This window comes from Agrobacterium sp. 5Ca50 (assembly GCF_055381905.1).
Genome location: NZ_AP026438.1, coordinates 108,957 through 129,187, shown reverse-complemented (window position 1 = coordinate 129,187; position 20,231 = coordinate 108,957). Strand labels below are relative to the sequence as shown.

Here is a 20,231-nt window from a genome sequence, read left to right as displayed (position 1 = left end):
TTTTGAATCGCAAGAGGCTAAAATGGTCGTCAATTCCGATCAAACGTCCTTCCTTTTCGGGAAGCTGACGTGGGAGTCCATCCCGCTCCACGAGCCAATTCTCGTTGTAACTTTCGCGGCTGTTGCCCTCGGTGGCGCGGCACTTCTCGGTATTCTCACCTATTTCCGCGTTTGGGGCTACCTGTGGAAAGAATGGTTTACCAGCATCGATCACAAGAAGATCGGTATCATGTACATCATTCTGGCCCTCGTGATGCTGCTGCGTGGCTTTGCCGACGCCATCATGATGCGCATCCAGCAGGCCATCGCTTCAGGCGGATCCGAAGGTTATCTCAACCCGCACCACTATGACCAGATCTTCACGGCACACGGCGTGATCATGATCTTGTTCGTGGCAATGCCGATGATTACCGGTCTGATGAACTTCGTCATTCCCTTGCAAATCGGTGCGCGTGACGTTTCTTTCCCCTTCCTCAACAACTTCTCGTTCTGGATGACGACAGCTGGCGCTATCATCACCATGATCTCGTTGTTCATCGGTGAATATGCACAGACAGGCTGGCTGGCCTATCCGCCGCTTTCAGGCATTGAGGGCAGCCCCGGCGTTGGCGTCGATTATTACATCTGGGGTCTACAGATTGCCGGTGTGGGAACGACGCTGTCGGGTATCAACCTGATCGTCACCATCATCAAGATGCGCGCACCGGGCATGACCATGATGCGCCTGCCGATCTTCGTCTGGACATCGCTGTGTTCCAACATCCTGATCGTGGCTTCGTTCCCGATCCTGACCGGAACGATCGCCCTGCTGACGCTTGACCGTTACGTTGGTACGAACTTCTTCACCAATGATCTCGGCGGCAACCCGATGATGTACGTCAACCTCATCTGGATCTGGGGCCACCCAGAAGTCTACATTCTGATCCTGCCGGCCTTCGGCGTTTTCTCCGAAATCGTCTCCACCTTCTCGCGCAAGCGTCTCTTCGGTTACGCTTCGATGGTTTACGCGTCGGTGGTGATCACCATTCTGGCCTATATCGTTTGGCTGCACCACTTCTTCACCATGGGATCCGGCGCCAGCGTCAATGCCTTCTTCGGCATAACGACGATGATTATCTCCATTCCCACGGGTGCCAAGATCTTCAACTGGCTGTTCACCATGTATAAGGGCCGCATCAATTTCGATGTCCCCATGCTGTGGACCATCGGTTTCATGATCACCTTCGTCATCGGTGGTATGACCGGCGTTCTTCTTGCCGTTCCTCCAGCAGACTTCGTGCTGCACAACTCGCTGTTCCTGATCGCCCACTTCCATAACGTGATCATCGGCGGCGTGCTGTTCGGCGTTCTCGCCGGCATCGTCTACTGGTTCCCGAAGGCATTCGGTTACCGCCTTGATCCGTTTTGGGGCAAACTGTCTTTCTGGTTCTGGTTTGTCGGCTTCTACTTCGCCTTTATGCCGCTCTACGTTCTCGGCCTGATGGGCGTTACCCGCCGCCTCAGCCAGTTCGAAGACACGTCGCTGCAGATCTGGTTCATCATTGCCGCATTCGGTGCGTTCCTTATCGCACTCGGTATTGCATGCTTCCTGATCCAGCTCTTCGTAAGCTTCCTGAAGCGTGACCAGTTGCGCGACGTGACCGGCGACCCCTTCAACGGTCGTACGCTGGAATGGTCGACGTCTTCTCCGCCACCGGCCTATAACTTCGCTTTCACGCCTGTCGTGCATGAAGTCGATGCTTGGGCCGACATGAAGAAGCGCGGTGCAGAACGTCCTGTGGAAGGGTTCATTCCCATTCACATGCCGAAGAACACCGGTACGGGCGTCATTCTCAGCGCCATCAGCATTGCACTTGGCTTTGCTCTGGTGTGGCATATCTGGTGGTTGGCTGCGCTATCATTGCTTGCCATCATCGGCGTCTCCATCGCTCATACCTTCAACTACAATCGCGACTACTACATTCCGGCTTCGGACGTGACCAAAGTAGAAGCGGAGCGCACCAAGCTGCTCGCAGAACAGGCGTAACAGAATGGCCCAGACACACGCACCAACCGCCGATACAGGCGAAGCGCCGGTCTTTTACCTGAAGGAAGACCACCACCCGGAAAACGGCACATCGCTGGGTTTCTGGCTCTACCTGATGAGCGACTGCCTCATCTTCGCAACCCTGTTTGCAACCTATGCCGTGCTCGGCCGCAGTTATGCGGCCGGTCCTTCCGGTGCAGACCTTTTCGACCTCAAGCTGGTTGCCATCAACACGGCGTTCCTGCTTCTTTCCTCGATCACCTATGGCTTTGCCATGCTGGAATCGGAAAAGAAGAATATCAAGACGACGTTGATATGGCTCGGCATTACCGGCGTGTTCGGCCTCGCCTTCCTATGCGTTGAACTTTATGAGTTCTACCACCTGATCCACGAAGGTGCGACACCGCAGCGCTCCGCGTTCCTCTCGGCGTTCTTTGCGCTGGTTGGTACACACGGTCTGCACGTGACCTTCGGTATCATCTGGCTGGTCACATTGATGTTCCAGGTTGGCAAGCATGGCCTTATCCAGGCCAACAAGCGTCGTCTGATGTGCCTGTCGATGTTCTGGCACTTCCTTGACGTGGTCTGGATCGGCGTATTTTCCTTCGTATATCTGATGGGAGTTCTGTGATGGGTTCCGAAACACACGCACACCACGATGATCATGAACACGATCATCACGATGGCGCAGATCACGGCAGCTTCAAGTCCTATATGATCGGCTTCATCCTGTCGGTTCTCCTGACAGCTGTTCCGTTCTGGTTGGTTATGGGCGACGTTCTTGATAACAAGACCTTCACCGTTCTGCTGATCATGGGCCTCGGCGTCATCCAGATTTTCGTTCATATGATCTACTTCCTGCATATGAACACGAAGTCTGAAGGCGGCTGGACCTTCATGGCGCTGATTTTCACCGTTGTTGTGGTGATGATCACGCTGATCGGCTCGCTCTGGGTCATGTACAACATGAACAAGAACATGATGCCGACCATGACAATCGAGCAAATGCGAAACTTGCCCTGATCTTTCAGGGCAATGTCAGCGCCGTGCATTCACCCGAATGCACGGCGTTTTTCTTTCCGGCACAGACATTGAGTGCAGGGCCGGAACAGGCAGGAAAGATCCCCATGACCACCCCGACACCCCATTCCACGCCAGTTGCGCACCGTACCGGCCCTTCACGTCTGGCTGTTGCCGTTCTCTATACGCTGTCCGCCTGCCTGATCACCTCACTGTTGGCGCTCGGCACATGGCAGGTACAGCGGCTTGGCTGGAAGCTGGATCTGATTGAGCGCATCAATGCGCGTGTGCATGCCGAGCCTGTTGCACCACCCACACGCGCTGAGTGGGCGGCCTTGAAACCCGAAGATTATGAATATCGCCGCGTTCAGCTTTCTGGTGAGTTCCAGAATGAAAAGGAAGCGGCCGTTTATACGGTTACCGATTATGGCCCAGGCTACTGGATCTTGACGCCACTGCGGCTTGAGGATGGCTCCACAGTCATCATCAACCGCGGTTTTGTGCCCACGGACAAACGCTTGGCCGAAACGCGCCAGCAGGGCCAGATAACCGGTTCTGCGACGGTGGTTGGCCTGATGCGTGCACCGGAACATGGCGGACTTTTCTTGCGCACAAATGATCCCGCCAATGCCCGCTGGTATTCGCGCAATATTGAAGAGATCGCAGCCGCGAATGGGCTGAGCGACACTGCGCCATTTTACATTGATGCCGATGCCACCCCGAATGATGGCGGCGTGCCGATCGGCGGCCTGACACAGTTGAAATTCCCCAACAGCCACCTCTCCTACGCCATCACCTGGTATGTCCTTGCGCTGATGGTTGCGGTTGCAACATGGTATGTGCGCCGGAATATGAACACCCGCCGCAAGCCAGCTGTGGAAGATTGAGAACGGAAAGCCCATATTTATCAAGGGACTAGTGAAAATTTTGGCGGCTAATCAGCCGTCATTTTTTTTAACCGTGAAATTCCTCAAAAAAAATGCTTCCAGGCGCTGGACATGGCCGAACAAGATGTTATAACCCCGCTCACTTTCGGGAGAGCAAAACTCTCGGTGACCTGAAAAGGTCGAGCCTCATACGAGGTAAAGTGCCCGAATAGCTCAGTTGGTAGAGCAGCGGATTGAAAATCCGCGTGTCCGTGGTTCAAATCCGCGTTCGGGCACCACTTCTTTTCTCAAAGATTTTCAGATTGATATGACGCAGCAAAATCATGCTGATTGTCCGATCATTTGCTCTGAGCTCTTCGCCATATTCAGCGCTACCATGCGCCATGAACGCAAATGAAATGCGCAGCAAAACTCGCGACTGCAGATATTCAGTTTTTGATATCAGGGAGAAATGGTGCCGCTTACGTGCATTGAATTGAAGTCTACCGGTTTCTAGCGTCGTCTAGCGCCTTCTAATACACCTTGACCGGCAAAGTTTCCTGCTGATTATCCTAGCCTAGTTCTGTATAAGAAAGCCTACGCAAGTCTAGGTGCCTCGGGTGGATTGAAAGGTGGATTGGTGGCACGTACTCTCAACAGACTTTCGGCGCTTTCCGTGAAGAACGCTTCGGCCGGAAAGTATGCCGATGGCGGCGGGCTTTGGCTGTTCAAGCGCGAGGATGGCGGCGGCCAGTGGGTGTTGCGTGTGACGATCCACGGAAGACGCCGAGAAATGGGCTTGGGTTCAATAACCGAAGTTCCGTTGAAGGAAGCCCGAGAGGAGGCAGAACGCTGGCGCGGGGTTACCCGGTCTGGCCTAGACCCTATTATCCAGCGCGAGAAACAGAGGCGGGAAGCGGTCAAGCGCCTGCATCTTCTCAAGGACGTGGCCGAGGACGCGTTTGAAAGCCGCAAGGCTGAATTGAAGGGTGACGGGAAAGCGGGGCGGTGGTTCAGCCCTCTCGAGCTTCATATCCTGCCGAAGCTCGGAAAGACGCCAGTTGCCGAGATCGATCAGAGCCAAATCCGCGATGTGCTTTCGCCAATCTGGCACACAAAGGCAGAGACAGCCCGCAAGGCCCTCAATCGCCTCGATATCTGCATGCGCCACGCTGCCGCCCTTGGCCTTGAAGTAGATATCCAAGCTGTAGCCAAGGCTCGGGCGCTTCTAGGTCAGCAGCGGCACGAAGCAACCAACATTCCCGCTATGCCTTGGCATGAGGTGCCAGCTTTCTACACCCGTCTTTCCGAAGGTTCGATAACGCACCTTGCCTTGCGACTTCTCATCCTTACCGGCGTGCGTTCCCGGCCGCTGCGCTTCCTACATGTTGACCAGATCGACGGCGACGTGTGGACAATTCCTGGGGAAGCTATGAAGGGTAGGAAAGGGAAGACGCCAGATTTCCGCGTTCCGCTCACTCCTGAAGCGCTGGATATTATCAATGTCGCGTTGCCCCTCTCCCGTGATGGCTTCCTGTTCCCCAGTATCAAGAAGGGCGTTATTTCCGACGCAACCATGTCGAGACTGATGGAGCGCGATGAAATCGCATATCGCCCGCACGGGTTTCGCTCGTCCTTGCGCGATTGGATAGCAGAAGCGACGGATACCCCGCACGATATCGCTGAAACTACGCTCGGGCATACCGTCGGCGGCAAGGTTGAGCGCGCATATCGGCGTACTGATTTCTTGGAGCAGCGCCGCAAGCTTCTCGAGCGCTGGGCAAATCATGTGACCGGCAAAGGCGGGCAAGTCCTGCGACTGGTCGCGGAGGGATAGCGATTTCGAATCCGTGGGGATAGGCCGGCCAGCCGACAAGCCAAATGCACCTTTGGTTTCCTCACGGTATCAGGTGCTCTCGCGGAGTGCAGCGAATGAACGAACGGTTTCAATTCTGGACTAATCCGGGCTCATGGCCCGATGATGCGTATGGATATGTATTTTTAGCACGCGCACTGCTGCGGGTCGGTAGAGCTATGTACCCCCATGAGTGGACAGATAGCGAGCCGTTTGCCCCCCCTCCAATCGAAACGAAGCAGGATATTATTGCTCGTAGTCGGAGCGGGGCGGAATATGGCAGAGGGGTAGAGAATTTTTTACGCGAAATATCAAAGTTAATCGCGTCGAACGATGTGTCTAAGCTGTCTTGGGAGGTCGAAAGTTATCGAGTGTTGACGCCACTTCGCACAGCGAGGAGCCTTCCCGGTACCGCCGATAACGGCCTGAGAACTCGCCAGGTATTGAGTGCCGAAGCGGTACGATATGGGGAAAGCCTTGTACCCGAAGAAAACCAAAGGCGAGCCAAAGCTAAAGAGCGGTGGGAGCGCGTTGTCTCTATCGTCAAGGGCGCGCTGCGGGATGGCAACCTAGAATGCGTGACATTGCCGACGCATGGCGGTGCGTTCTCGTCTATCCGACCTAAGGAGTGGTGGAACGTGCCGGGCATAGAAAGCCGGTTGACCATGTGCCGTCTAAATCCAGAAGATCCATTTAGCGCGGGGTTCGCGGGGCGCGGCTACGCGCATATCTTTGTCAGTGGAAACAGCCTAAGCCAAATTTTGCCGCCCCCCCCTAAGCCGAAGACAGCAAAGGAAATCAAGGGCAAAGAAGACGCTGCGGCACTTATTTACGACCGGCTTCACACAGAGATAAATGGTAATGTGTCGCGGGACGCTCACGAAGAAGCTTGCAAAGCCGAAGGCATTTCCTCGACCATATCGCGCTTGGTATGGGAACGTAAAAAGGTCGGCGCCTTTCATTAGGCCACCCGCAACGCATCCGCAGAACAGGCGCAAGCGTTCCGCAACGGCGCCGCAATCATCCGCAAGCCTTTGTTTAGCCTGCGGATTTTGCCTATTGTAGTCTACCCTCGTTAACCCCCGCAGCCTAACGAGGTAAATCACATGGATGCGACGAATAGCAACGAACGGCTTTTGACCGACAAGGAAGTCGGCGCACTTCTCGGCATTTCCCGCGCCTCAGTCTGGAACCGAGTAAAAGACGGCACCATTCAGAAGCCCCTAAAATTCGGACGGTCTAGCCGTTTCCCACAGTCTGACATTCTAGGCTCTATCGACGCCGCGAAACAGCAGCGCGCAGCTTGAGGTTTTCCCATGAAAACGGAAAACCCGGCAGCGCGTGCAGGCGCTAATCCGGGTTCCAATATCAATGCTCTGGCAGGGCTTGATAACTGGAACCCTACAGAATCCACCCCTGAAAATCAATCTGAATTGCTGGCGGTCAAGTCCGTCATGCGTCGGTGCCGCGTGTCATTCTGGCATGCCAAGACGATTTGCCAGCTTCACGGCCTTGGAGGTCTTGCAGCATGACAAAGCGTATCATCACCACCGCGCGCATTCTTCCAGATGGGCAGCCGTTCAAGCTCGTCGGTCGGTTTGGATGGGCACTCAATAACCTTGTGACAGCTGGCAAGCGCGGCTGCACTCCGATTGATCACCCCGGCCCGCGCTGGTCGGCCTATGTTCACAAGCTGCGCAAGGAGTACGGCCTAGTTATCGAGACCTTGAACGAGAACCACGATGGACCGTTCCCTGGATCTCATGCGCGCTACGTATTGCATACAGAGGTAGAAATCCTTCCGGTTGAAGATGCAGCCGATAAACGGCCGACTACTTGGAATGAGTTGGCAGCGGCCTACAAGTCCATCTCAGAGGTTAAGCCCTCATTCAACGATTTCGGACGTTCAGCATGAGGGAGCCCCACGACAACCCCAGAGTGACCAGCGCAGCCCAGTGGCTTGCCGATCAACAGGAGCCGCCACCCCAGGCGGTTCCAACCCTCAAAGACCGTTTCGGATTGTCGGCGCTGGAAGCATGCGAAGCGTGCAAGCTGGCGCACAACTTCCGCCTTGTTCGAAAGGCGTATGGCTAATGCGCGATTTCACAAAGGTTTCCCCGAAAATTTGGCGCAGCAAAGCCTTCAAGGCATTGCCGACCGATGAGGCGCGACTGCTGATGCTCTACCTCATGACCAGCGAACACCAAAACAGCGCGGGCTGCTTTCGTCTACCTGAAGGTTACGCCCTCGATGACTTGGGTTGGCCCTCGGACAAATACCGTAGTTGCTTATCCACGCTCACTGATGCCGGGTTGGTTGTCTCTGACCCGAATACTTTGGAGCTTTTCGTTAGCGGCTGGTTCGAAACCAATTCAGCCATGAACAAGAAGCACGCGCTTGGGGTCGAGCGGGCAATTTTGGGAATTGAAAGCGAGATGTTGCGAGAAGCCGCAACACAAGAGTTTGAGATGACGCGCAAGGATTTCGACAAGCAAGGCACCGAACCTGCCGATTCAAATGTTCTGGGCATGCCTAACCGCCTCACCGCAACCGGGTACATGACGAGGAGGCAAGGATGATACGCTATCGATACTGTATCAAAACCCTATCGATATACAGAGACAGAGACAGAGACAGAGACAGAGACTTATACCGAGACAGAGACGAGACTGAGAAAAAGATAAAGACAAAAACAGAGAAAAAGACTTATGCGCCTGATTTAAAAAAACAGTCGTCAATCTGGAATGCCTCGAGCCGGATTGCGCATTCGGAGGGCGTGTTTTGAAACCCGTTCCAATGCTACCCGATGAGATAATCAGGATCGATGAAGCGGCATACAGGGCTAGAGTATGCAGTCGCACCATCAGGCGCTGGAATCGTGCCCACGGAATAGCTCGCCAGTCCTGTGCCGGGGCACCCCTTCATGTTTCTGCTATCGCACTAGAAATGGTCATGGAGGGCGACTTGGAAGCGCTTGAACTCCTTCGGACCAATGACCGAACACATCCAGCTGTTCAGCGTTACATCGATCGGATCGGGGTTCCGGCCTGAGGCGCATGTGGTGTGTCCACACATGTCAAATGCACAAAAACGCTGAGGTCTCCTAAGCTCAACGGAACAGGAGACCTCAGATGCCCAAAAATTCTATTCTTGATTGGGACGCCGTACCCGGCAATAACACTGATATAGCTGGTATCGGCATTCAGGGTACGAACGCCGTTTCCAACTTTAGCAATGCGCTTCGTACAATGATGTCGCAGATCAGGACCGGCGTTGACTACAAGGCTATCGCAAGCACAAAATCAACCGGTTACACCGCCGTTCTCAACGACAACAACGCGATTGTCCGCTTTACCGGCACTTACACCTTGGCGCTTACGGCAGCCGCCACGCTCGGTGCAAACTGGCACATGGCGGTTGTGGCTGATGGTGGCAACGTCACCATTGATCCGAATGGCTCTGAAACCATCAACGGTGCAACAACGATTGTCATCCCAAACGGCTATTCAACGGTCATCTGGTGTGACGGCACATCGTTCTTTGCCGAAAAGGACTATCTGCGCCTCGACCCTGTGACCGATATCGCCAGCGCTGCAACAGCAGACATCGGCGCTGTTCCTTCGCAGAACCTCCGCGTTACCGGCACAACGACCATCACCAGCCTCGGCACGGTAGCGTCTGGGACATTCCGGCGCCTGCGGTTCGCTGGCGCGCTCACGCTGACCTACAACGCCACAAGCCTCATTCTTCCAGGTGCAGCAGACATCACCACGGCAGCCGGTGATTTCGCAGAGTTTGTATCTGACGGATCGGGCAACTGGCGTTGCAGCAACTACACCAAGGCTGCGACCCTGCCGGCGGAAGGAAATATTATTCCCGACTTCGTTCAGGGTCTGACGCTTGCCAACAACTCATCTGACGCCAGCAACGATATCGACATTTCGGCCGGCACTGCGAAGGCAGGTCAGAAAGTCGTCACCAACTCTGGCACGTTTACCAAGCGGCTGGATGCGAATTGGTCGGCTGGCTCTGGTAATGGCGGCCTTGACGCCGGATCCAAGGCAAACAGCACTACCTACCACATGCATTCAATCGTCAATAATACGACGCTGGCGTTTGATGCCCTGTTCTCGCTTTCCGCTACCGCTCCGACCGTGCCAAGCGGTTGGACTGGAGTTCAACGCGTTGGTTCGGTGGTTACTGACAGTAGCGGCAATATCAGACTATTCACTCAAGCGGGCAGCAGAGTTGCGTTCACCACTTTTGTTGTGGAGGCAACAGAAAATAGCTTGCAGGCGTTGTCGCCTATAACACTGTCCAGTGTCCCCTCTGTCATACCGGTTCGACCAATACTTTCCGCAACTTTGTTCATGTCGAGTGCCACGTCGATATCCGGGTACACCTTGGGCTTAACGGATGGCGGCAACATAACAGCAGGCGGTATCATTGATATTCTCACTGATGTGAACACCTTAAATAACACGACAGGGTCTGCGGCCACTGAAGTTGTTTTGACGAACACATCACGCCAAATCGGTAGAAGGACGGCAGCCGTTGGAAATAATCCAACAGCTCCGACTTTCACACTCCGTTGCCATGGTTGGACAGACGTTACTATCCCGAGGATTGGATGATGAATTATTTTGTTGCGAGAACGAACGGAGTAATCACTGGTTTATATGCCTGTGAGCAAGATGTTGCAGCGGAGGTTTTGCCCGAAAACAACGATGAAGTTGTTGCTTTCCTTAACCCTCCACAGCCGAGCTCTTCGATCACCAAAAGGCAGTTGTGCCTCACTCTGGTGCGTAATGGCATACCCTTGTCATCTGTCGAAACAGCAATCAATGCCATGCCGGACGGCCTGCAAAAGTCCGAGGCACAGATTGAATGGGAGGATGCGAGTTACTTCAGCCGTAATCATCCAACACTCTTGCTAGTTGCCGAGGCTTTGGGGCTGCACTCTTCCCAGGTTGATGAGATGTGGTCTGAAGCCGTTCTGGTCTAGCCTTATCATAAGAAGTTTGAGTGTAGGGCTATCCGTATAGCTTGACATCAGCAGTACACCATGTCAGCGAGCCTTATGGGAGCTCTTAGACTTATACTTGCAATTTCGGTTGTTGTTGCGCATCTGCCATCATGGTGGACCAGTTTTCGCCCGCTAGTTGGCGGTGAAGTAGCCGTCGAAATTTTCTTCATAATCTCAGGCTTTTACATGTCTCTGGTCCTGTCTGATAAGTACCGAAGAGCCGATGGTAGTTTAAGGCTGACAGATTATTACATCGCTAGAGCAACCCGAATTTATCCCGCATACTGGGTGGTGTTGGTTTGTATGGTGACTTGGGCAGTTGTCTCAAAGTCCAATGTTTTGAGAAGCGCGACTGAACTAGGGCCGCTCTATACAATCTGGGCGATGATTTCGAACATTGTTCTATTCGGGCAAGATGGCTTGTTTTTCGCCAAGGTCACGGAAATGGGCACGACGTTGGTCGATGCTCTTGGTCAAGGTGAAGGGCCTCAACCATACAACCTTTTACTAATCGAGCCTTCTTGGACCTTGAGCCTTGAACTGATGTTCTACTGTTTGGCGCCGTGGTTCTCGAGAAGATGTACAGCAACTCTAATTATAATCGCACTGTTGATGGGCGTTCTTCGCGTGGTCGCTTATCAGTTTGGGTTTGATGGCGATCCATGGCGTTACCGTTTCTTCCCGTTTGAATTGACTTTCTTTGTGGGCGGAATGGTGGCGCATCGATTTTATGTCGAAGGAAGGTTTCTTAATCCAGCCAACGCTATTGGCCTCATAGTGGCATTGGTGATCTATCCGTTGTTCCCGGAGTTTCGGTTTTTTTCAATCTCGATAAACTCTTCACTGACGCTGTTGGCAGCGTTCTTGGCTATACCTTGTCTGTTCCATTTAACGAAAGATTGGGCCTTGGACAGAATGGTAGGAGAAATGTCGTATCCTTTGTACCTAGTCCACTTTCCTGTGCTGGTTGTTCTCTCTGTGCAATTGGCAAGCATTGACCCATTGTTCGCCGCCATACTAGTCGCATCCATATCCTTGAGCACTGCGGTGATTTTGGAGCTGGTTAGCGCACGTTATCTCGGACCGACGATGAAGGATCTGCTAAATCATCTTTTTTCTGGAGACAGAAAGTCGTCCGTCAATCATCTTAAGTAGTAGATGATAATGTGCTGCATCGCCGATTAACGGGGAGATAGTGCCCCACTCCTAAAAATGTGTCCAAACATGTCAAATCCAAACCACGTTCCGAATGCCCTATGATTTTTGCAATCGGATTTCAGGAGGCTTACGGTGGTGAATGGGCGACATGAGCGCAACCAAACCGAGATTGTAAATCTTATGCTGCGCGACACCCGGGTAACCTCGGGATTTCGAACAGCCTTGTTCGATGCAACACAGCGTGAGGGGCTTTCCGTAAACGAATATGTCTTGAGGGCCACGGCGGAAAAACTACTGGCTTCTGGCCGTGACTTTCCCGGAGTATTCGAGTCAGGCGATTTTTGAGTGACTACTCCACGATTTCTAAGAATAGGTTCAGTTGATTTTTGAGCAAAGCCCGCCGCTTACAAACGGCGTGTTTTCGCCGCTCCTGTCGTCCTCGATAAAGCCAATCGTGTAGACTTGGGTGAACCTAAGCTTGGAGAAATTTATAATCATCCCGTAACCGAGACCGCCGCAAACAAGTTGTTCGGAATCGATACCATCAGGGCCGGTATTCATGGTGCATCGATGTGAGGGAAATGGGTCCCCAATTTCTGTGACTGTCCAATGCTTCGAGTTTTCTGGGCTTCTGGCCACGAGGAATTTACTGCCAGATTTGAATGAAGTGCCTCTCCATGCGCCGTCAAGGAATTTAAGGCCGCCGGCCGCATCGCCTATGCACAAATAGCTGTTTGCATACGCAGCACTTGAGCAAACCAAAGCAACCAGAAACGACAATAAAGCACGCCGCATTTACCCCACCCTTAATCCTGACGTCCATCCAGGAATAAAACCAAGCTTTCCCTCTGTTATCAAATGTTATGGCGGAGTTCAAAATTGGAGAAGTGGGGAATTAACGGTCTCAGTGGTGGCCGCGCCACACAGCCATCCTTATATCCCCTCCCCCGAAATAACGGGGCAAATACGGGGAAGCCTTGTTCCCGCTTTTTTTCAGTCACCCTTGGAGCGTAAAATAGACTGAAATAGGCGAAAGAACTTCAAAAACGAACTACATAGAAGGCAATTTTCGGAAGCCGTAAAAAGACGAGGACGGATAAAACCAGAGTCAACTGTCCGCGGATTTTTCGGACCAGTACGCGCGTGCGCGCGAGGTGGTGAAATCGTTTAGAAACAAGTTGATGCCCATTTTAAAATAGAGACTGGAAAACTGTCCGTGAGGCACCCAAACGGCACTGATAATACAGAGCAGAAACAGGGGGGCTTCCAACCAGTCAGCTCAAAAAACATCGCTAGTTTGGTAGGTTATTCCAGTTTCTCACGTTACACGAAGCGGTCGCGTTCCACTAAATTAGTGGGGAATATTACGGAAAAGCCCGCCCGACTTATTGGGATACGAAGGACAAAAAACGAAGAAGCTCAACACCATAGGAGCTAAACTTCCGCAGTTGCGGATGCGCGGTGATATCGAGATCAAAAAGCACCCATCAATATGCAACATGCCCACTATCGGAGAACTGGCTTTATGCGAGAAGTCGACGCACCTCAAACACCACCACAGATGACCGCAAGAGCGTTTTCGGCGCATGCCACACAATCCGATCAAAAAACACTCAAGACGCGCCTCCGTTGATCTGTGAGTCGAACAGAAGGCATTTAATTGCTAATCACACAGCTGCCCCCGGGTGATCGGTTATCCTCAGCTCAAGAGCAACGTTATTACGTTTGGTAATACCACAAGACGCATAATCACGCACTGCTTGGCGGCTTAACCCGGACCAAGTACGCGCGCACGCAAAGCGTAAGCTTTTTTATTCGGCGCCTCGGTAAACTCCGCAGACTGCCATCGTCTCTCCGCGGCAAACGAACCTGTTTACAAAAGAAGTGGGTCGATAGTCCGCGGAACAGAGAGATTTCTTGATTCGCCCCAACATGTTTTGGGCCACTTAGAGGCATCGATAACGGGTGCGTAGAAGCTGCGGAAATCAGGGTTCACAAGCTTCACCGTAAACAACTCATTGAAGTGACCTCCAACAGTCCCTGCGCTCTCATACAACATATGGGGCCCAAACTGAGCACAGAACATCACGATATTCGCGGCTACGGCTTTAATCGTATTCTCAAGACTAGCTAGTGGAAGTGACCCAGATTTATCATGCTTCACTTTATTGTACGCGTCGTACCACGGAAGCGACTGTGTGGGCCTATTATCGTTCCAGCTTGCAAAAGGCCGCATCGCGGGTACGGCTGTGTAACCTGGCATTTCCACCTCAAACTCGCCTAAGTGGAATGGATCTCTAAGTGCAACAAAATCGGTTGTTTTCAGTATCGGCTTAGTAATTCCACCCGCGCGCAGAAGCTTAGTCCAATGGTCTTCGGCATCTGTACATGCAAGTATTAACAGCTCGCGCATTCTGTGGCCGAATGATTGAAGTCCATGCCCAGACGGCTCGATGAAGTCGAGAATTTCGCTAAGTCGGCGAATCAAGAGCACAATGCTGCGTTCGCTCTGCTTCACTTCAGAAACGGTAACGTTCATTGCCTGGTAGACGTCCGATGCGTAGTAAAGCCCCGGACGCCACACTTTGCCAACAACGTGGCCTTCTTGAGTCGTCGTAGTCTGGATTTGCTGGGCTCCAAATCGACGTGTAACCCAGTCTTGGAGAGTGATGCCAAATTTACGTTCGGCTACCGTTAATCCCGATGAAATCGTGAAAACGTTATTATCAACCCCTGCGAGATGAACGTAATGTGTGGTCGTCTCATAGGCTATTCCTCTTGGGAAATTACGAACCCAGTCAAGTTGAGGAAAATCCTTCGTGCACTCGTATACTAGAGCCATCTTCTCGCCTCGTGACCTCTATACTGTTACTGTAGTTTCTCTTCGATGGCCGTTGTCAGAGCGTTGGTAACATCACCATTGGACGACACAAGCGGTAAGGTTTCTCGCAAGCCCACTGTAAATGGTGTTAAGCTTTCAGGCGGAAGTGCATTTAGTAATCTTAGCGCATTTACTACACCGTCCTCGTTCCGAGGATTTGCTTTAATATTTGAGAGCAGAGAACTAACAACCGCATCGTTATGTATCGCTCCAGACGCCATTGCCATGTATGCGCGGTCCCTTTTCCTAAACGATTGTGAAAAAATGTCGTTGGCCAGACTTAGTGCCGCACTGTCGATGACAGCCCTACTTTCCAGAGAAAGAGCTGCTGTCTGCTCGCCCTCTAGTCCAACAAGCAAAGTCGGCCCATCGTCTGGTAGAATAGATCGTATGGTTTTGATGGCGAGCTCTTTTTTCTTCTGATCGTCTCCGGTAAGTGCATCAATGAAGGTAGGGATCAACGCTAGTCTTTCCCTCCTGTCTTCCCGGTCAGCGTTGGCTTGAGCAATCGCAGCTTGTTGGCGGCTAAGATCCATAGCTCTCTCGTTTGCCGTTTCACTCAGGTAATAACCTGCCCCAGCGATTGCGAGAGGTGTTAAAACTGCCAGAAAAACATTGGCCTTTTCCCACCGGTTGAATTCTTTTGCAGGCTCCATTTCCTATCCTGTTTTGTGAACTAGTTGAGACGTTTGGCTTACAAGTACTAACTATCGCTTGATCCGTGAAAAAGACTCACCACCCGCCAGGCCGCGACAAAGCGCTTCGATGGCCGCACAGGCTGCCGTCCGCAGCACGGTCATAGTAGGAGTAGCAATTTCCCGGATAGCGCCGTGGTGCGTAGCCGCCGCCCCCGCAATTGTTATTGGCGCAGACAGCCACCGCCGTCCCAACAAGCGCAACAGCCAGGATAGCCGCTGCTGCAGCTTCCTGCCGCTGAACCAGCTCAGGGCATTGATAGAACGGTACATTCCGCCGGCTCAACTCCTTGGCCAAATCCTGCTGGAATACCGGATCTGTGCTTTTCAGATATGTCCTGCAAAGAGTTACTTGATCGATTGATTTTGGATTGCTGCGAAATGCATCCTGCGAAGTTGTGCAGGCGCCAAGCGCGCACGACAACGCAAGCGCAAGAAGCGCCCGTGTAATTGATATGTTTGGCAAGATTGCCCCCAAATTTCCCCGTGCACAAATAAGCACGGACTCAATCGGGAGTCGAGAAGCATTAGTTACGCCTGATTGAAACTTTCGCCCGACGTTTTCAAGCGCGGAATGCACAACGTCCTCATCCTCTGCGGGGTTATCCACTTTGTGACCCAAAGCTGGGCACCGCGTTGTGGATGTTAACCTTCGGCGCAAGGTCAATTGGAAGCCATTTCAAATCGGTCCGTACAAATGGAGGTCACCGCGTTCAACACGAGGAACCCACGATGGAAGATAATGTGAGAGTTGTTTCACCCGTGAGCATTGCTGGTCTTACGGCCAATGTACCCGCGACCGGGATGCCTATTTTTGAAATGGTGCGGCCATCGGAATTGTACGTCGACCCCGCATATCAGCGAAACGTAAGCGAAAAAGGGATGCGGCAAATCCGGCGGATAATCGAGAATTTCGATTGGACCAGATACAAGCCGCCCATTTGCGCCTACGCTGAGTGGAATGGGAAAACCATACTCAAAGTACTCGATGGGCAACACACTGCAATTGCAGCCGCCTCCAATCCACACGTTCCGACAATTCCCGTTATGATAGTCGAAGCCGAGAGCACGGTAGATCAAGCAAAGGCGTTTATCGGCCAAAATACCGACAGGTTGGGAGTAACAAATCTCCAGCTTCACCAAGCAGCAATTGCGGCCGGCGACGAAGACGCTCAAACTCTGGAACTGGTTTGTGCCCGCGCAAATGTGAAAGTCCTTAAAACCACCAACGCTTACACCGGCACAGGCTCTCGCCAGACCATAGCCATTAAGCAAATAGACGCGATGATAGGGAGAAGAGGACCTATCGCCGCTCGTGAGGTCCTGGAGGTCTTGGCTAATGCTGATCGAGGGCCGATGACCGCTCCGCAAATCAAGGCCGTGGAACTTCTGCTCAACGATCCAGAATACAAAGACAAGATATCCGGTGACGACCTTACGGAAGCCATCATCGATTTGCTCACGACCGCCGAGGAAGAAGCAAAGTTATTGGCCGTGACCCACAAAATCCAGTTTTGGAAGGCGTTGGCGGTCACCTGGTTCCGCAAATGCAAAAAGCGCCGACATATGGTGGTAAGAGCGGCTTAAAAAAGTGCGCCAGCAGATAGCTTGGCTCACCTACACCAATCAATGCGCTGCTTGGGCGACCACGGCCTTGCCAAGCCTTCAGACATAAGCACCTTGCCGACCTCGCGCCCATCGGCAAGGTAGATGTTGATCAACGGACGGCGGCTTGAGGTTTTATCTCTTGCGCCGCTGTCCTCGATACGAGGAATGCCAGACAGCAGCAGTTCTTTCAATCTGGCTTTGGCTTTCAGTGCAAGCAACCGTTCTGCCTCGCACTTGGCGCGGCTGCCTATCTCTGGTGCGTCAACTCCAGATTTGAACGGCACGCCGCCGCCAAGCAATCGCATGTTCTGCCCGTCGCATTTGATGGTGTCGCCGTCGATCACGGTCAGTGAGGCGCAGGAAATAGCCTGATCGGCCATTGCAGGACTGATGAATGACATCTGCATCAGAACTGCAGCCATCGCTGCCAAATCTCTGTACATCAATCTGTGTGTCTCCAGTGTAGGCGTCCAGGGGTCCACATACACCTACGTACCTCTTCGGCATAGATCGAGGGCTTTCATCAAGCTGATACGCTCCAAGCCTATTTCTGGGTTAGATTACCGGTTCTTGGAGAGTTGGCTATGACTGCTGTGGCTACAATCGGTCTCGATATCGCAAAAAATGTGTTCCAGGTTTATGGAGCAGATGTAAACGGGCTGCCGGTTTTTAATAAGCAGCTAAAGCGCCAAGATGTGTTGGCATTCTTCAATGACCTTCAACCTTGCTTGGTCGGTATCGAGTCGTGCGCCTCAAGCCAGTTTTGGGCGAGACAGATATCAGAGTTAGGGCATGAGGTACGCTTGATACACACCAGTTACGTCAAGCCGTTTGTGAAGCGAGGGAAAACAGACGCCAACGATGCCGAAGCTATCAACGAGGCGCTGACCCGGCCTACGATGCGCTTTGTGCCAATAAAGACTGCAGAGCAGCAAGCCTCCATCGTTGTGTTCCGAACCCGCGCGGTCTTCGTTTCTCAACGCACCCAATTGGCAAACGCACTGCGGAGCCACCTTGCTGAGAACGGTGTGATAGCGAAAGGCGGCTTCCGTCACGTGAAAACCTTGATAGCCTACGCCCAAAACGGCGACAATATGTCTTTGCCGAGTTCGGTCAGGCATGCCCTCGTAGACCTTGTGGACCAAATACAACGCCTGAGTGATATAATCGAAAAGCTGGACGATGAAATCGATCAGCGGGCTCGTAATGATGAGGATGCAAAACGACTCGTCACCATCCCGGGCATCGGACCCAAAATCGCGATGTGTATTTTAGCGTCTGTACCGGATATTCACCGCTTCTCGACGGCAAGGCACTTTGCCGCGTGGCTTGGCTTAACGCCAAGAAGTTATTCGAGCGGCGGCCGCGCGGTTCTAGGGCAAATCTCCAAGATGGGAAATCATACCGTTCGCTACATGCTCTATCTGGGAGCTGCCGGCGTAACTAGGATGGCCAAAGACAGTAGCCCGTTGGGAAGATGGGTTGTGAAGTTGCGTGCCAGGCGACCTTTCAAAGTTGCCGCAATTGCAGTTGCCAACTACCTAGCCCGGGTTGTCTGGGCGCTTCTCGTGAAAGGCGGTGTATATCACTCAGAATTTGGGAGGGCGGCGCAATAAGGGGATAGACGTCAATCAGAAGCATAGAGTCGGGGCGCGAAATTACGAGCGGAATAGACCGAAAGTACATCGGTGTCTTGAACACGTCGAGTTTATAGGCATTCGCTCTGCGAGACGTATAATGGCAGCCTCGGATTGAGGGATGCCGACGCAACTGTTGCAACGCGTGCCGTTGCGGATGGTCGATTGTCTAGCGGGCCGTTCTCACCATCGAGAGCGGCCCGCACATGCGAATCACGTCTCAGACATCAGGTTTCTCCCGCACCCTGCTTAGGAGATGTCGCGCAGTCAGTCCGCTCACCATAAGCGCAAAACATCCGACCGATGCAAGCATCCCATTGAGCATGTAAAAGGTGACTGGGTCATTTTCTATTGTCACGCTCCCGCCTTTTGCACTGATTGCACCGGCCCAAAGCTGGACGGCAACCAGTATCGCTATCGCAGGACCTGCCAGTAAAAGTAGGACGGCAGCAACTTTCAGGTGAACCTTTTCCACCAAATACGTCACGCGAGACGGATATTTCATAATATCTGATTTGCCAAACATGCAGTCGCATTCCAACCCATGATAATTACAGGTAATGTGTTGTATGGCGGGTTAGCAAAAAGAAACCCTCCGTTGGGAGGGTTTGTAGATTGCGCCGACAAACGGACGAGGGGGAAGCGCGTCCGCTCTCGTAACGTCCAGCCCTAAAAAAAGTTCCTTCCAAATTTGCGTGGTCATATGACGGGGGGCCGCTCGTTGGCTTCTGTTTCAGCCGCGGCCACATTGCTGTGAATGAGAGTTTCCTTCTCGACCGGGCTAGTTTCTGTCAACTTGCTTCGAGCATCGTAAAACCTCGCAACCGCAGCTAAGCAGGCCGTGGCAATAAGCGATACCGTGCCAAGGCGAGAAAACTTCGAATAGTCTGCTGCATCGAATGCCTGCAGAACCTGCGCGCTTTCGTATGTGTTCAAAAAGCCATTCGACATCAGGAATGCCAGAGAAAGGTGGAAAACGCTGAAAACAAATAGCAGCCAAACCCCTACTTTGGAGATATTTGCTAGCATTTTAAACCTCCATGGATCGGGCGGTTAAACGCCCAATGTTTGAAAACGATCCAAGTCTTAACAAGCTGAATTGAAATCAGTGCAATCTACGCTCGATCTCAGCGTTGACCGCGTTCCAAAATGTAATTTTTTCAAACTCAACTTTTTCCGCCGAGAGTCCGATTTTTGTTAATTGGACAGTCATGGCATCATCAACCTGGCGACGATAATGTTCCGCGCTCTTTTCCGTGGGTTTATCGAGCATCTTGGCTGCAGTATCACGGATGCGGCCAATCCGGTTGACCATGGGAAACGGTATCAGCCTGCATTCTGGCTGCTTCCAAATGAAAAGCGGTAGGTTGTCAGCTTCGTTGCTCATGCGCTTCGCTCCCTCACCAGAATATATATAGCACTACGTAAACCCGTAGTCGGTTGGGTTATTGAAAACATG

General features: G+C 52.6%; 21 protein-coding genes, 1 tRNA gene and 1 pseudogene. 16 read left to right on the top strand and 7 right to left on the bottom strand.

Annotated features, from left to right (window positions below):
• The first annotated feature begins 22 nt into the window (after positions 1-22).
• The 14 genes and pseudogenes from cyoB (at position 23) to ACZ5FM_RS00600 (ending at position 11,948) form a co-directional block, all read left to right on the top strand.
• Positions 23-2,026 carry a cytochrome o ubiquinol oxidase subunit I gene (gene cyoB / locus ACZ5FM_RS00665; protein ID WP_250983454.1) on the top strand — a complete coding sequence of 668 codons (2,004 nt, stop codon included), beginning with the start codon at positions 23-25 and terminating at the stop codon, positions 2,024-2,026.
• 4 nt (positions 2,027-2,030) lie between these two features.
• Positions 2,031-2,657 carry a cytochrome o ubiquinol oxidase subunit III gene (cyoC, locus tag ACZ5FM_RS00660; RefSeq protein ID WP_250983453.1) on the top strand — a complete coding sequence of 209 codons (627 nt, stop codon included), beginning with the start codon at positions 2,031-2,033 and terminating at the stop codon, positions 2,655-2,657.
• Complete coding sequence (gene cyoD / locus ACZ5FM_RS00655; protein WP_250983452.1) at positions 2,657-3,049, top strand: cytochrome o ubiquinol oxidase subunit IV; 393 nt, start codon at positions 2,657-2,659, stop codon at positions 3,047-3,049. The genes cyoC and cyoD overlap by 1 nt, the downstream gene beginning before the upstream one ends.
• A gap of 104 nt (positions 3,050-3,153) precedes the next feature.
• Complete coding sequence (locus tag ACZ5FM_RS00650; protein WP_464039440.1) at positions 3,154-3,933, top strand: SURF1 family protein; 780 nt, start codon at positions 3,154-3,156, stop codon at positions 3,931-3,933.
• A 202-nt stretch (positions 3,934-4,135) separates the two neighbouring features.
• A tRNA-Phe gene (locus ACZ5FM_RS00645) sits at positions 4,136-4,211 on the top strand.
• Positions 4,212-4,552: 341 nt separating this feature from the next.
• Complete coding sequence (locus ACZ5FM_RS00640) at positions 4,553-5,749, top strand: tyrosine-type recombinase/integrase (RefSeq protein ID WP_464039439.1); 1,197 nt, start codon at positions 4,553-4,555, stop codon at positions 5,747-5,749.
• Between the two features lie 95 nt (positions 5,750-5,844).
• Positions 5,845-6,732 carry a hypothetical protein gene (locus ACZ5FM_RS00635; protein WP_464039438.1) on the top strand — a complete coding sequence of 296 codons (888 nt, stop codon included), beginning with the start codon at positions 5,845-5,847 and terminating at the stop codon, positions 6,730-6,732.
• A 141-nt stretch (positions 6,733-6,873) separates the two neighbouring features.
• Positions 6,874-7,074 carry a helix-turn-helix transcriptional regulator gene (locus tag ACZ5FM_RS00630; RefSeq protein WP_333631540.1) on the top strand — a complete coding sequence of 67 codons (201 nt, stop codon included), beginning with the start codon at positions 6,874-6,876 and terminating at the stop codon, positions 7,072-7,074.
• Between the two features lie 9 nt (positions 7,075-7,083).
• Positions 7,084-7,299: a hypothetical protein gene (locus ACZ5FM_RS00625; protein WP_464039437.1), complete on the top strand. Its 216-nt coding sequence runs from the start codon at positions 7,084-7,086 to the stop codon at positions 7,297-7,299.
• Positions 7,296-7,583, top strand: a pseudogene (locus tag ACZ5FM_RS00620) (winged helix domain-containing protein); the annotation flags it as partial. The gene ACZ5FM_RS00625 and the pseudogene ACZ5FM_RS00620, both read left to right, overlap by 4 nt.
• A 277-nt stretch (positions 7,584-7,860) precedes the next feature.
• On the top strand, positions 7,861-8,346 hold the full coding sequence (locus ACZ5FM_RS00615; RefSeq protein WP_464039436.1) for a hypothetical protein: 486 nt from the start codon (positions 7,861-7,863) through the stop codon (positions 8,344-8,346).
• A gap of 552 nt (positions 8,347-8,898) precedes the next feature.
• On the top strand, positions 8,899-10,401 hold the full coding sequence (locus tag ACZ5FM_RS00610) for a hypothetical protein (RefSeq protein ID WP_464039435.1): 1,503 nt from the start codon (positions 8,899-8,901) through the stop codon (positions 10,399-10,401).
• Positions 10,398-10,772: a hypothetical protein gene (locus tag ACZ5FM_RS00605; RefSeq protein ID WP_464039434.1), complete on the top strand. Its 375-nt coding sequence runs from the start codon at positions 10,398-10,400 to the stop codon at positions 10,770-10,772. The genes ACZ5FM_RS00610 and ACZ5FM_RS00605 overlap by 4 nt, the downstream gene beginning before the upstream one ends.
• A 60-nt stretch (positions 10,773-10,832) precedes the next feature.
• Positions 10,833-11,948: an acyltransferase family protein gene (locus tag ACZ5FM_RS00600; RefSeq protein WP_464039433.1), complete on the top strand. Its 1,116-nt coding sequence runs from the start codon at positions 10,833-10,835 to the stop codon at positions 11,946-11,948.
• Between the two features lie 378 nt (positions 11,949-12,326).
• Here ACZ5FM_RS00600 and ACZ5FM_RS00595 read toward each other — a convergent pair whose 3' ends face one another.
• From ACZ5FM_RS00595 to ACZ5FM_RS00585, 3 genes are all read right to left on the bottom strand, one after another.
• Complete coding sequence (locus tag ACZ5FM_RS00595; RefSeq protein WP_464039432.1) at positions 12,327-12,746, bottom strand: hypothetical protein; 420 nt, start codon at positions 12,744-12,746, stop codon at positions 12,327-12,329.
• A 1,078-nt stretch (positions 12,747-13,824) separates the two neighbouring features.
• Positions 13,825-14,793, bottom strand: coding sequence for a hypothetical protein (locus ACZ5FM_RS00590; RefSeq protein WP_464039431.1), 969 nt, complete (start codon positions 14,791-14,793; stop codon positions 13,825-13,827).
• 26 nt (positions 14,794-14,819) lie between these two features.
• Entirely contained in the window at positions 14,820-15,488 is a 669-nt protein-coding gene (locus tag ACZ5FM_RS00585) for a hypothetical protein (protein ID WP_464039430.1), read from the bottom strand.
• Positions 15,489-16,259: 771 nt separating this feature from the next.
• Here ACZ5FM_RS00585 and ACZ5FM_RS00580 point away from each other — a divergent pair.
• Entirely contained in the window at positions 16,260-17,114 is an 855-nt protein-coding gene (locus ACZ5FM_RS00580; protein WP_464039429.1) for a hypothetical protein, read from the top strand.
• A gap of 26 nt (positions 17,115-17,140) precedes the next feature.
• Here the strand turns inward: ACZ5FM_RS00580 and ACZ5FM_RS00575 are convergent, their stop codons facing one another.
• Positions 17,141-17,515 carry a thermonuclease family protein gene (locus tag ACZ5FM_RS00575; RefSeq protein ID WP_464040504.1) on the bottom strand — a complete coding sequence of 125 codons (375 nt, stop codon included), beginning with the start codon at positions 17,513-17,515 and terminating at the stop codon, positions 17,141-17,143.
• Between the two features lie 204 nt (positions 17,516-17,719).
• Here ACZ5FM_RS00575 and ACZ5FM_RS00570 point away from each other — a divergent pair, with 204 nt between their 5' ends.
• The gene (locus ACZ5FM_RS00570) at positions 17,720-18,751 is read left to right on the top strand and encodes an IS110 family RNA-guided transposase (RefSeq protein ID WP_464039428.1); all 1,032 of its coding nucleotides are present in this window, start codon (positions 17,720-17,722) and stop codon (positions 18,749-18,751) included.
• A 241-nt stretch (positions 18,752-18,992) separates the two neighbouring features.
• On the opposite strand, the gene ACZ5FM_RS00565 is transcribed toward ACZ5FM_RS00570, so the two are convergent.
• The 3 genes from ACZ5FM_RS00565 to ACZ5FM_RS00555 all read right to left on the bottom strand — a co-directional run bounded on the left by ACZ5FM_RS00565 (position 18,993) and on the right by ACZ5FM_RS00555 (position 20,159).
• Entirely contained in the window at positions 18,993-19,298 is a 306-nt protein-coding gene (locus ACZ5FM_RS00565; protein WP_464039427.1) for a hypothetical protein, read from the bottom strand.
• A 173-nt stretch (positions 19,299-19,471) separates the two neighbouring features.
• A complete protein-coding gene (locus ACZ5FM_RS00560; protein WP_464039426.1) occupies positions 19,472-19,801 on the bottom strand; it encodes a hypothetical protein in 330 nt (109 codons plus the stop codon).
• Positions 19,802-19,877: 76 nt separating this feature from the next.
• Positions 19,878-20,159, bottom strand: a complete 282-nt coding sequence (locus ACZ5FM_RS00555) for a DUF6074 family protein (RefSeq protein ID WP_464039425.1) — start codon at positions 20,157-20,159, stop codon at positions 19,878-19,880.
• Positions 20,160-20,231 lie beyond the last annotated feature (72 nt).

Excerpts from the sequence above, each read along its gene's own strand:
- ACZ5FM_RS00605 (WP_464039434.1), top strand. The coding sequence starts at position 10,398 with ATGATGAATTATTTTGTTGCGAGAACGAACGGAGTAATCACTGGTTTA.
- ACZ5FM_RS00650 (WP_464039440.1), top strand. The coding sequence starts at position 3,154 with ATGACCACCCCGACACCCCATTCCACGCCAGTTGCGCACCGTACCGGC.
- ACZ5FM_RS00610 (WP_464039435.1), top strand. The coding sequence starts at position 8,899 with ATGCCCAAAAATTCTATTCTTGATTGGGACGCCGTACCCGGCAATAAC.
- ACZ5FM_RS00625 (WP_464039437.1), top strand. The coding sequence starts at position 7,084 with ATGAAAACGGAAAACCCGGCAGCGCGTGCAGGCGCTAATCCGGGTTCC.
- ACZ5FM_RS00575 (WP_464040504.1), bottom strand. The coding sequence starts at position 17,515 with ATGGCCGATCAGGCTATTTCCTGCGCCTCACTGACCGTGATCGACGGC.
- cyoC (WP_250983453.1), top strand. The coding sequence starts at position 2,031 with ATGGCCCAGACACACGCACCAACCGCCGATACAGGCGAAGCGCCGGTC.
- ACZ5FM_RS00580 (WP_464039429.1), top strand. The coding sequence starts at position 16,260 with ATGGAAGATAATGTGAGAGTTGTTTCACCCGTGAGCATTGCTGGTCTT.
- cyoD (WP_250983452.1), top strand. The coding sequence starts at position 2,657 with ATGGGTTCCGAAACACACGCACACCACGATGATCATGAACACGATCAT.
- ACZ5FM_RS00635 (WP_464039438.1), top strand. The coding sequence starts at position 5,845 with ATGAACGAACGGTTTCAATTCTGGACTAATCCGGGCTCATGGCCCGAT.
- ACZ5FM_RS00595 (WP_464039432.1), bottom strand. The coding sequence starts at position 12,746 with ATGCGGCGTGCTTTATTGTCGTTTCTGGTTGCTTTGGTTTGCTCAAGT.
- ACZ5FM_RS00565 (WP_464039427.1), bottom strand. The coding sequence starts at position 19,298 with ATGTTTGGCAAATCAGATATTATGAAATATCCGTCTCGCGTGACGTAT.
- ACZ5FM_RS00630 (WP_333631540.1), top strand. The coding sequence starts at position 6,874 with ATGGATGCGACGAATAGCAACGAACGGCTTTTGACCGACAAGGAAGTC.
- ACZ5FM_RS00570 (WP_464039428.1), top strand. The coding sequence starts at position 17,720 with ATGACTGCTGTGGCTACAATCGGTCTCGATATCGCAAAAAATGTGTTC.
- ACZ5FM_RS00560 (WP_464039426.1), bottom strand. The coding sequence starts at position 19,801 with ATGCTAGCAAATATCTCCAAAGTAGGGGTTTGGCTGCTATTTGTTTTC.
- ACZ5FM_RS00615 (WP_464039436.1), top strand. The coding sequence starts at position 7,861 with ATGCGCGATTTCACAAAGGTTTCCCCGAAAATTTGGCGCAGCAAAGCC.
- ACZ5FM_RS00585 (WP_464039430.1), bottom strand. The coding sequence starts at position 15,488 with ATGGAGCCTGCAAAAGAATTCAACCGGTGGGAAAAGGCCAATGTTTTT.
- ACZ5FM_RS00555 (WP_464039425.1), bottom strand. The coding sequence starts at position 20,159 with ATGAGCAACGAAGCTGACAACCTACCGCTTTTCATTTGGAAGCAGCCA.
- ACZ5FM_RS00590 (WP_464039431.1), bottom strand. The coding sequence starts at position 14,793 with ATGGCTCTAGTATACGAGTGCACGAAGGATTTTCCTCAACTTGACTGG.
- cyoB (WP_250983454.1), top strand. The coding sequence starts at position 23 with ATGGTCGTCAATTCCGATCAAACGTCCTTCCTTTTCGGGAAGCTGACG.
- ACZ5FM_RS00600 (WP_464039433.1), top strand. The coding sequence starts at position 10,833 with ATGTCAGCGAGCCTTATGGGAGCTCTTAGACTTATACTTGCAATTTCG.